The sequence below is a fragment of the Phenylobacterium sp. genome, assembly GCF_031412415.1.
In the GTDB taxonomy this organism is placed as follows: domain Bacteria; phylum Pseudomonadota; class Alphaproteobacteria; order Caulobacterales; family Caulobacteraceae; genus Phenylobacterium.
This window is the reverse complement of sequence record NZ_JANOCX010000180.1, coordinates 1-5,360: the sequence shown is the minus strand read 5'-3', so window position 1 is coordinate 5,360 and position 5,360 is coordinate 1. Positions and strand designations below refer to the sequence as shown.

7 protein-coding genes are annotated in these 5,360 nt (G+C 67.6%); 6 read left to right on the top strand and 1 reads right to left on the bottom strand.

Annotation, left to right across the window (positions count from 1 at the left end; translation table 11 throughout):
- On the bottom strand, positions 1-218 hold a 218-nt coding region (locus RMO04_RS08725; protein ID WP_309644397.1), incomplete at its 3' end, for a LysR family transcriptional regulator.
- 176 nt (positions 219-394) lie between these two features.
- Here RMO04_RS08725 and cobA point away from each other — a divergent pair.
- From cobA to RMO04_RS08695, 6 genes are read left to right on the top strand one after another with little or no spacing between them, the layout of a single operon-like run.
- Complete coding sequence (gene cobA, locus RMO04_RS08720; RefSeq protein ID WP_309644396.1) at positions 395-1,237, top strand: uroporphyrinogen-III C-methyltransferase; 843 nt, start codon at positions 395-397, stop codon at positions 1,235-1,237.
- Entirely contained in the window at positions 1,234-1,590 is a 357-nt protein-coding gene (locus tag RMO04_RS08715) for a DUF2849 domain-containing protein (protein WP_309644395.1), read from the top strand. Before cobA ends, RMO04_RS08715 begins: the two co-directional genes overlap by 4 nt.
- A 16-nt stretch (positions 1,591-1,606) precedes the next feature.
- The gene (locus RMO04_RS08710; protein ID WP_309644394.1) at positions 1,607-3,262 is read left to right on the top strand and encodes a nitrite/sulfite reductase; all 1,656 of its coding nucleotides are present in this window, start codon (positions 1,607-1,609) and stop codon (positions 3,260-3,262) included.
- Positions 3,246-3,746 carry a DUF934 domain-containing protein gene (locus RMO04_RS08705; protein ID WP_309644393.1) on the top strand — a complete coding sequence of 167 codons (501 nt, stop codon included), beginning with the start codon at positions 3,246-3,248 and terminating at the stop codon, positions 3,744-3,746. Before RMO04_RS08710 ends, RMO04_RS08705 begins: the two co-directional genes overlap by 17 nt.
- A complete protein-coding gene (locus RMO04_RS08700; protein ID WP_405041476.1) occupies positions 3,746-4,489 on the top strand; it encodes a phosphoadenylyl-sulfate reductase in 744 nt (247 codons plus the stop codon). The genes RMO04_RS08705 and RMO04_RS08700 overlap by 1 nt, the downstream gene beginning before the upstream one ends.
- A 25-nt stretch (positions 4,490-4,514) precedes the next feature.
- Positions 4,515-5,327, top strand: coding sequence for a ferredoxin--NADP reductase (locus RMO04_RS08695; RefSeq protein WP_309644391.1), 813 nt, complete (start codon positions 4,515-4,517; stop codon positions 5,325-5,327).
- The last annotated feature ends 33 nt before the right edge of the window (positions 5,328-5,360 follow it).

Sequence of the window (5,360 nt, the reverse complement as noted above, 5' to 3'; positions counted from 1 at the left end):
GTCTGCGCTGCGTCGGTCAGCAGCAGGCCCTTGGGCGTTCGCTTGAACAGCGCCGCGCCCACATAGTCCTCAAGGTTCTGGATTTGCTGGCTCACGGCTCCAGGCGTCACCGACAGCTCGTCGGCGGCGCGGGAGAAGTTGAGATGCCGCGCCGCGGCCTCGAACGCCCGCAAGGCGTTGAGCGGCGGCAGGCGGCGGCGCTCGGTGTTTCTCTCCATCAAGTTTCCTGACAGCCCCGGCAGAAGTCCTTGGGTTGCGAATTGGGGCCTTGGCGACCAGTTTGCAACCGTCCGCAGATGTATCGGCCCTTTTCGTCGGCGGGCAAATCGGTGGGACGGGCGCAAGTCCGTCCCACTCCGATTCAGCAGTTTAGTGATTAGAGAAGCTAATGCCTATGTCGCAAAGCAAGCCCAAGCCGAAGGACGCCAAACGCCTCGTCGTCCTGAGCGGACGCGGCGAGCGCGCGCCGGGAGCCGTCTGGCTGGTGGGCGCTGGTCCCGGCGATCCCGAGCTGTTGACGATCAAGGCGCTGAAGGTGCTGCAAACCGCCGACGTGGTCGTCCATGACGGCCTGGTTTCCGAAGAAATTCTCGACCTGGCGCCCGAGGCGGCGCGTCGGATCTCGGTGGCCAAGCGCAAGTCGCGCCATTCCTATGCGCAAGGTGAGATCAACGCGATGCTGGTCGCCTTCGCCCAGGACGGACTGACCGTCGTGCGGCTGAAGGGCGGCGACCCCTTCATCTTCGGCCGTGGGGGCGAGGAACTGGAAGCCTGCCGCGCGGCGGGCGTCGAGTGCAGGATCGTCCCCGGCGTCACCGCCGCCTTGGCCGCCGCCGCCGATGCGGGCGCGCCGCTGACCCATCGCGGTTCGGCACAGGCGGTGACCTTCGTCACCGGCCACGCCTCGGCCGGCGATGAGCCGAATCTGGACTGGGAAGGCCTGGCCAAGGCCAACCAGACCGTCGTGATCTATATGGGCGTCTCCACCGCCGCTGGAATTTCCACGCGACTGATGGGCGCGGGGCGTTTGGGTTCGACCCCGGCCCTGATCGTCGCGAACGCCAGCCGCGCCAATGAACGCCGGATCGTCACGACCCTGGCTGGGTTGCCTGCGGCCGCCGCAGAGGTCGCTGGTCCCGCCCTGCTGATCGTGGGCGAAGCCATGGCGCTGGCCCAGGCCGGGGCGGCCGAGATCGTTGCACACGTCGAAGTCCGCGAACGTGGAGCGATGTCATGAGGGCCTTGACCGCCAACCGCCTCGACGACGGCGAGGTTGTGTTCTGGAAGTCCGGCGACTGGGTCACCCGGTTCGCCGACGCCGAGCTGTTCACGGACGCCGCGACAGGCGAGGCCGCCGAGGCCTCGGCCAAGACCCAGGGTACGGTCGTCGTCGACGCCTATCTGATCGATCTGGTGGAGAGCGAAGGTCTGTGGGCGCCGCTCAGCTATCGCGAGCGTCTGCGGGCGCTGGGCCCGACCAACCATCTGCACCACGGCAAGCAGGCCGAGGGCGGGGCCGCCATCGAGGCCTTGCAACACGCCGCGGGCGCCGCCCGGTCCACCGGCCGCGTCAACCTGATCAAGCGCTAGGAGAGGGAGGGAGCCAATGTACCAGTACGACGCCCTCGATAAGGAATTCCTGGCTGACCGGGCCACCGAGTTTCGGGAACAGGTGGCCCGCCGGCTGGCCGGCGAGATCACCGAGGAGCAGTTCAAGCCGATCCGGCTCATGAACGGGCTCTATCTGCAACTGCACGCCTACATGCTGCGGGTGGCGATACCCTACGGGTCGTTGAACCCGGTGCAGATGCGCGCGCTGGCGCAGATCGGACGCAAGTACGACAAGGGCTACGGCCACTTCACCACGCGCCAGAACCTGCAGTTCCACTGGATCAAGCTGGCCGACACGCCCGCGATCCTGGACGATCTGGCGGCGGTGGACATGCACGCCATCCAGACCAGCGGCAACTGCATCCGCAACGTCACGGCCGATCCCTATGCCGGCGCCACCGCCGAGGAGATCGACGACCCGCGCGTCTGGTCCGAGGCGATCCGCCAGTGGTCCAGCCTGCACCCGGAATTCTCGTTCCTGCCGCGCAAGTTCAAGATCGCCATCACGGCCTCGGCCAAGGACCGCACGGCGGCCAAGGTCCACGACATCGGCCTGATGGTCCGCCGCGCCCGCGACGGAACCCTGGGCTTCGAGGTGATCGTCGGCGGCGGCCTGGGGCGCACGCCCTATGTCGGTCCGACCATCAAGGAATTCCTGCCGGCCAACCGGCTGTTTTCGTACTTGGAAGCCGTCCTGCGCGTCTACAACCGCCATGGTCGCCGGGACAACAGCTACAAGGCCCGGATCAAGATCCTGGTCGCGGCGCTGGGCGCCGAGGAGTTCGGCCGCCAGGTCGAGGCCGAGTGGGAGAAGGTGGGCGCCGCCGGCGACCTGCCCGACACCGAGGTCGCCCGCATCCGAGGCGCCTTCGCCGCCACGGCCTTCGACACCCTGATCAACCGCTCGGAAGTCTTCGAGGCGGCCAAGGCGGCTGATCCGGCCTTCGCCCGCTGGGCGCGCAACAACCTGCGCCCTCACAAGCGCGCGGGCTATTCGATCGTCGAGATCTCGCTGAAGGGCATCGGCGATACGCCCGGCGACGCCTCGTCCGACCAGATGGACGTGGTGGCCGACCTGGCCGAACGCTACGGCCAGAACGACATCCGGGTGACTCACGAGCAGAACCTGGTCCTGCCGCACGTGAAGCTGGACGACCTTGCGGTGGTCCATGCGGAGCTTCAGCGGGCCGGGCTGGCCACGCCGAACGTCAACCTGATCTCCGACATCATCGCCTGCCCGGGGCTGGACTACTGCGCGCTCGCCAATGCGCGGGCCATCCCTATCGCCCAGGACATCGCGCGCAAGTTCGAGAACCAGGACCGCGCCGAGCTGATCGGTGAGCTAAAGATCAAGATCAGCGGCTGCATCAACGCGTGCGGCCACCACCACATCGGCCACATCGGCATCCTGGGCGTCGATAAGAAGGGCGAGGAGTTCTACCAGCTCACCCTGGGCGGCTCCGGCGCCGAGGACGCCGCCGTGGGCTCCATGCTGGGCCCGGCCCTGCCGGCCAACCGCGTGGCCGGGGCGATCGACGTCCTGGTCGACGTCTATCTGCGCGAACGCCAGGGCGAGGAGCGCTTCCTCGACACCGTGCGGCGCACTGGGGTCGCTCCGTTCAAGGAGGCCGTCTATGCCGACGCGCATTAAGCTCCAGCCCGATGGCGCGTTCGTCCTGGCCGAGGACCCGTTCACCCATGTGGCCGACGATGTCGGCCTGCCGCCCGGCGACGTCATTGTCTCCCTGACCCGCTTCCAGGCAGAGGGCGAGCGCCTGTTGTCGGAGGGCCGGTCGGTGGGGGTTCGCATCGAGCCCGCCGAAGAGGTCGAGACCCTGGCCTACGATTTGCCGCGCATCGCCGTGGTGGCCGTGGCCTTCCCGAAGTACCGCGACGGGCGGGCCTATACCGCCGCGCGGTTGCTGCGCGAGCGCTTCGGCTTCAATGGTGAAATCCGCGCCGTGGGCGACGTCCTGCGCGAGCAGGCGGGCTTCATGGTCCGCACCGGCATGGACGCCTTCGAGCCCGCCGATGGGTCGACGCCCGAGCAATGGGCCCACGTCGCCCACCGTCAACGTCATGTCTACCAACGCGCCGCCGACGGCCGGCCTCCGGCCTTCGCGGAACGGGAGTGATGAGTATGGCCTTCGATAATGTCGAGCGTCCGTCGCTGGTCGCCCGCCTGGACGCCGAGCTGCGACACGCTCACCCGGTGACCGTGCTGGAATCGGCCGTGGAGTCGTTCGGCGACCGGCTTGCCATGGTCTCGTCCTTCGGGGCCGAGTCCGTGGTGCTGCTGCACATGATCTCGAAAATCAAACCGGATACGCCGGTGCTGTTCCTCGACACCGGCATGCTGTTCGGCCAGACCCTCGACTATCGAAAGCAACTGGCCGCGAAGCTGGGCCTCACCGACGTGCGCGACCTGCGCCCGCACTATCAGGACCTGGCCACCACCGACCCCGAAGCCAAGCTCTGGCAGACCGACACCGACGCCTGCTGCGAGATTCGCAAGGTGATCCCGCTGGACCGGGCGCTGGGCGATTTCGACGCCTGGATCACAGGGCGCAAGCGGTTCCATGGCGGCGACCGCCTGTCGCTGCCGGTGGTGGAGCCGGCCGACGCCCAGGTGAAGTTCAACCCGCTGGCCAATTGGGGCAAGGCCGAGCTCGACGCCTATATGGCGCAGCATGACCTGCCGGCTCATCCGCTGGTGGCGCAGGGCTTTCCGTCCATCGGCTGCTGGCCCTGCACCAAGCCGGTGGAGGAGGGCGAGGATGTCCGTGCCGGTCGTTGGGCGGGCCAGGACAAGACCGAGTGCGGCATCCACGTCGCCCGCGCCCCGGGCGCGATCAGCAATGTCGGCGGCGACATCTGAACCGCCATTCAGCTAAAGACGCATCATGACGCAGACTATCGCCCCGGCCGCGCCGCCCAAGAAGGCGGGCGCCTTCTTCACCGAGACCGTCACCCACGTCCAGCACTGGACGCCGGAGCTGTTCTCGTTCCGCACCACCCGCGACCCGACCCTGCGATTCCAGAGCGGCCAGTTCCTGATGGTCGGGCTGGAAGTGGACGGCAAGCCGCTGGTGCGCGCCTATTCCGTGGCGTCCCCGTCCTGGCATGAAGAGCTCGAGTTCTACTCCATCAAGGTTCAGGACGGCCCGCTGACCTCGCGCCTGCAGAAGATCCAGGTGGGCGACCAGGTGCTGATCGGCCGCAAGCCCACCGGCACCCTGGTGTTGGACGGCCTCAAGCCCGGCAAGCGGCTCTACATGCTGGGCACCGGCACAGGCCTGGCGCCCTGGCTCAGCCTGGCGCGCGATCCCGAGGTCTATGACCGCTTCGACCAAGTGATCGTCACGCACACGGTGCGCTCGGTGGCTGATCTGAACTATCGCGAGCTGTTCGAGACCGAGCTGGCGCAGGACGAGATCCTCAGCGAGGTGATCGGCGACAAGCTCACCTACTATCCGACCGTGACCCGCGAGCCGTTCAAGACCCAAGGCCGGATCACCACGCTCATCGAGTCCGGCAAGATCTTCGAGGACCTGGGGTTGCCGCCCCTGGACCCCGCCGTCGACCGCCTGATGCTATGCGGCGGCCCTTCGGTGCTGGCCGATCTCAAGGTGCTGCTGGAGGCGCGGGGCTACGAAGAAGGCTCGCTGGCCAAGCCGGGCGACTACGTCCTGGAACGCGCCTTCGTCGAGACCTGATCGGCGATGGTGAGGACGAAGGCCGCGCGGTCC

Bases quoted from the DNA above. Each gene is read 5' to 3' on its own strand.
- RMO04_RS08710 (WP_309644394.1), top strand. From the start codon at position 1,607: ATGTACCAGTACGACGCCCTCGATAAGGAATTCCTGGCTGACCGGGCC.
- RMO04_RS08715 (WP_309644395.1), top strand. From the start codon at position 1,234: ATGAGGGCCTTGACCGCCAACCGCCTCGACGACGGCGAGGTTGTGTTC.
- cobA (WP_309644396.1), top strand. From the start codon at position 395: ATGTCGCAAAGCAAGCCCAAGCCGAAGGACGCCAAACGCCTCGTCGTC.
- RMO04_RS08700 (WP_405041476.1), top strand. From the start codon at position 3,746: ATGAGTATGGCCTTCGATAATGTCGAGCGTCCGTCGCTGGTCGCCCGC.
- RMO04_RS08695 (WP_309644391.1), top strand. From the start codon at position 4,515: ATGACGCAGACTATCGCCCCGGCCGCGCCGCCCAAGAAGGCGGGCGCC.
- RMO04_RS08705 (WP_309644393.1), top strand. From the start codon at position 3,246: ATGCCGACGCGCATTAAGCTCCAGCCCGATGGCGCGTTCGTCCTGGCC.